This window comes from Massilia timonae CCUG 45783 (assembly GCF_000315425.1).
Lineage (GTDB): Bacteria > Pseudomonadota > Gammaproteobacteria > Burkholderiales > Burkholderiaceae_D > Telluria > Telluria timonae.
In genome coordinates, this window is the sequence record NZ_JH992930.1 from 1 (window position 1) to 3705 (window position 3705).

Genomic DNA, 3705 nt, shown 5'->3' on the forward strand with positions numbered 1-3705 from the left:
CGTAAGCGTGCAGCCCAACCACCTGTAATGTCGCCGCGATGACATGCAGACTCGAGGTTTTCTACTTCGAGGATCCCATGACCCGTCAACGCATTTCCGCATCGACCTGGCATGAGCATGTCGCGCATTGGCGCAGCAGCGGACTGCCTGTCCAAGCCTATGCCCACGAGCATAATATCGGCGTGGAGCGCCTCAGATACTGGGTGCGCCGCATCGAGCGCATGGCCAGTGGCACCCAGCTGCTGCCGGTGCGCATTGGCTCTCCAGGCTCTTCGACTCCCCTGGAACTGCGCAGCGCCTCGGGCTGGAGCCTGCGCATGGATGGCGGCGTCGATGCCGCCTGGCTGGCCAGACTACTGCAGGAGTTGCGGTGAAACTGCTGCCCGAATCGATCTGGCTGGCTGTCGAGCCAGTCGACATGCGCACCGGCATCGACGGACTGTCGCTGCACGTGCAGCAGGCCTTGGGCCGCGCGCCCTGCGATGGGACAGCCTACGTGTTCAGCAACCGGCGCCGCACGCGGATCAAGGTGGTGAGCTGGGATGGCACTGGCGTGTGGATGTGCCTGCGCCGTCTGCATCGGGGCCAGTTCGTCTGGCCGCAGCCGGGCGAGAGTTGCTGGCAGCTCAGTGCCGAGCAGTGGCAGTGGCTGGTGATGGGCGTGGACTGGCAGCGCCTGTCGGCCCAGGCGCCGGCACAGTGGCGGCTATAGATGCCGACGTAAACTGTTTCGCTTGTAAACGTCGGACCGGTTCGCTACACTTTCACCATGAACCTGCTCGATCAACTTGCCCAGACCGATATCGCCCCAGCCATGCTGGCGCAGGTTCGGGCGCTGTTCGAGCAACAGCAGGCGCAGCTGGCCGAGAAGGACTTCAAGATCACGGCATTGACACACGAACTGGCCTACCTGAAGCGCATCCGCTATGGCAAGGCCAGCGAAGTGCTCACCGGCGAGCAGCGTTCGCTGTTCGAGGAAGCGGTCGACATGGACCTGGCCGCCATCGAGCAGGAGCTGGAGAATCAAGCCAGCGTCAAACCTGCGCGCAAGCGCGCCGGTCGTCAGGCACTGCCACCGGAACTGCCACGCATCGAGCACCGCCACGAGCCCGAGTCGTGCGCTTGCGGTCAGTGCGGCGCCAACCTGGTCAAGATTGGCGAGGACGTCAGTGAGCAGCTCGACGTGGAACCGGCGCGCTTCTTCGTGCACCGCCACATTCGCCCGCAATATGCTTGTCGCGCCTGCGAGACCGTGACGGCGGCGCCGGTGCCGCCAGCGGTGATCGACGGTGGCCTGGCCGCACCCGGCCTGCTGGCATGGGTTGCCGCCAGCAAGTACCTCGATCACCTGCCGCTGTACCGGATCGAGCAGATCGCCGCGCGCCAGGGCGTGCCGCTGGCGCGCTCGACACTGGCGCAGTGGATCGGGCGGATTGGCGTGGCCCTGCAGCCACTGGCCGAACGCCTGAGCGAGCTTCTGCGCCAGCGCAGCTGCCTGCATGCCGACGAAACGCCGGTGCGCCAGCTCGATCCTGGCAGCGGCAAGACCCGCCAAGCCTATTTATGGGCCTACCGCTCCGGCACTTGGGAGGATGGGCCACCGATCGTCGTCTTCGATTACCAGGAAAGCCGGGCCGGCAAGCACGCCCGCGATTTCCTTCAGGACTGGCGCGGCCACCTGATGGTGGACGACTACGCCGGCTACAAAGCCCTGTTTGCCAATGGGCCGACCGAACTGGCGTGCCTGGCGCACATCCGTCGCAAATTCTTCGACCTGCACGCTGCCAGCAGCAGTCCTGTCGCCGACGAGGCGCTGCGCCGCATTGCGCAGTTGTACGCCATCGAGCAGGACGGCGCAGACACAACGCCGTCCGAACGGCTGGATCTGCGCCAGGCGCGCGCCGTGCCGGCGCTGGCCGATCTGCACGCCTGGCTGCTGTCGATGCAGCGCACCGTCGCCATCGGAAGTGGTACGGGCAAGGCCATCGAACACTCCCTCAAGCGCTGGAATGCCCTAGTGCGCTATGCCGATTCCGGCATCCTTCCGATCGACAACAACCCGGTCGAGAACGCGATCCGTCCCATCGCCATCGGTAAAAAGAACTGGCTGTTTGCCGGCTCTGAACGCGCCGGCCGCCGCGCCGCCGTCATCCAGAGCCTGTTTGCCACTGCCAAACTCAACGGCCTGGACCCGGCACGCTGGCTCGCTGAGACACTTGAGAAACTGCCTACCTGCCCGAACAGCCGAATCGACTCGCTGCTGCCATTTTCGGACTCTACGCTGGCTTGATTCCGCTGTGAAGGTGGAGCGGTTGGACGCTTACACAGTTGCGGCGGCGGAGGATAGTCGTTTTCCTCGTCTTCCTCCTCACGTACCTCATCGGGAGTTTGTTGGAACTGATCGGGCCAACAGAGTTCGTCGTAACCGATTGCCAAGAGGCGCAATAGGTCTTCCATATTTTCTGCCAGCACACAAAGCATCACCGATCCCGACCCCGATCCCAAATGAACAATTCGCTGTTGCCCGTCGTCGTCGCGCCAAAGCCCAGCCCACGATCCGTCGCCTCCGGTCCTTAGGAATATCACCAGTCGGTCGTTCACATCGGGATCATTGCTTTTGGTCCAGCAAGCGGTGGCGGCAGGGTCCGGTAAGTGGACGGCTGTCGTTGTGAGATTGCTATATTCAAGCTCAGGGTGTACGGTCATGTAACGAACCCCATCGTGGCGACTCCGGAGGCACCCGTGTTCTTCCATGAAGTGGAAGGTTTTCCGCGGCTTTGTTGAGCAAATCGAGCGAAGGCCGAGCTGACGCTATTTGTAGTTCGTTTTATAACACTGGGACCGTAACCGGGGTTCCCAGCCGAGTAAAGCGGTTCAGCACGGCAGCCCGCACGTATAACTCGGCGACCTGACGGTCGAAGTCTCGCGCCATGACACGTTCGCCCAGCAGCTTGAAGCAGCGCATCTTGGTTTCGACAAGGCTGCGCCGGTGGTAGCCGCTCCATTTCTTCCATATTGCCCGTCCCACCCTTTTTGTCGTCCGCAGGATGTCGTTACGTGCATCGGCACCACAACGGTTTGCCTTCCAGAACTTGGCGTTCTTGCGGGTTGGGATGATGGCATGCGCTTCGCGCAACGCGATCGCCTCGTGACAGTCCTTCGTGTCGTAGGCGCCATCGCCGCTAACGCTGGCAATGCGTTCGTCAGCAGGAATCTGGCTAAGCAACGCTGGCAGGACAGGCGCATCGCCAATGCTGTTGTCGGTCACCTCCATGGCCCGGATTTCGAGTGTGGACGCGTCGATCCCGAGATGCACCTTGCGCCATTGGCGACGGTAGTCCGCACCATGTTTCTTGGTCTTCCATTCGCCTTCGCCCAGCATCTTGATGCCGGTGCTGTCCACCAGCAGATGCAAGCCTGTCGTGGTCGGCACGGCGCCGATGGCCACCTGCAGCGTCTTTTGCCGCCGGCTGACCGTGCTGTAGTCCGGCACCGCCCAGTTCAGCCCAGCCAAGTGCAGCAAGCTTTGCGTCATGCCCATGGCCTGGCGCAGCGGTAGATTGAAAAAGCACTTGATGCTCAGGCAGAACTGGATCGCCTCGTCGCTGAACGCCTGGCTGCGCCCTCGCTTACCACTCGGCTGGCCGTGCCAGTTCATCGTCGTGTCAAGCCAGATGAGTAGCGAGCCGCGTGCCTTGAGCGCTT

Annotated in this window: 4 protein-coding genes; 3 read left to right on the forward strand and 1 reads right to left on the reverse strand. The window is 62.8% G+C overall.

The window, feature by feature from the left end; all coding sequences use genetic code 11:
* Nucleotides 1-77 precede the first annotated feature (77 nt).
* The 3 genes from tnpA to tnpC are packed head-to-tail and all read left to right on the forward strand — an operon-like array spanning nucleotide 78 to nucleotide 2290.
* The gene (gene tnpA, locus HMPREF9710_RS26310; protein ID WP_005664128.1) at nucleotides 78-374 is read left to right on the forward strand and encodes an IS66 family insertion sequence element accessory protein TnpA; all 297 of its coding nucleotides are present in this window, start codon (nucleotides 78-80) and stop codon (nucleotides 372-374) included.
* A complete protein-coding gene (gene tnpB, locus HMPREF9710_RS26315) occupies nucleotides 371-712 on the forward strand; it encodes an IS66 family insertion sequence element accessory protein TnpB (protein WP_005664131.1) in 342 nt (113 codons plus the stop codon). The genes tnpA and tnpB overlap by 4 nt, the downstream gene beginning before the upstream one ends.
* A gap of 57 nt (nucleotides 713-769) precedes the next feature.
* The gene (tnpC, locus tag HMPREF9710_RS26320; RefSeq protein WP_005664133.1) at nucleotides 770-2290 is read left to right on the forward strand and encodes an IS66 family transposase; all 1521 of its coding nucleotides are present in this window, start codon (nucleotides 770-772) and stop codon (nucleotides 2288-2290) included.
* A gap of 537 nt (nucleotides 2291-2827) precedes the next feature.
* Here tnpC and HMPREF9710_RS26325 read toward each other — a convergent pair.
* Nucleotides 2828-3705: IS5 family transposase (locus HMPREF9710_RS26325; protein ID WP_005671575.1), on the reverse strand; the 878-nt coding region annotated here is incomplete at its 5' end.